The organism is Ochrobactrum sp. SFR4 (assembly GCF_019730395.1).
GTDB lineage: Bacteria > Pseudomonadota > Alphaproteobacteria > Rhizobiales > Rhizobiaceae > Pseudochrobactrum.
Genome location: NZ_JAAPBB010001021.1, coordinates 1 through 255, shown reverse-complemented (window position 1 = coordinate 255; position 255 = coordinate 1). Strand labels below are relative to the sequence as shown.

The following is a 255-nucleotide window of genomic DNA, read 5'->3' as shown; positions in this document are numbered from 1 at the left end:
CGGCGCTTTTCTTTTTCCAAATTCCCGCGCACAAGCCCGATGAATTTCATGGCCGGTCATGGTCATTGAACAGGCCAATATGAACGCTGCGAGATCAGGATTTCGGGCTATTGGAGAACGCGATAAATAGCGGAATGAGCGAAGCTCTTTTGCAAGGTAATTTCCGCAGTGCTCACATCGTAATAATTCAGCCATTGGCACTCCGTTTTATAAGCTGTTCAAAGGTATTTTAAGCACAGCTTCAGCCGTTCCCCA

General features: G+C 47.1%; 1 pseudogene. It reads right to left on the bottom strand.

Features of this window, described 5'->3' with window-relative positions:
- Positions 1-195: pseudogene (locus HBA93_RS22165) on the bottom strand (hypothetical protein); the annotation flags it as partial.
- Positions 196-255 lie beyond the last annotated feature (60 nt).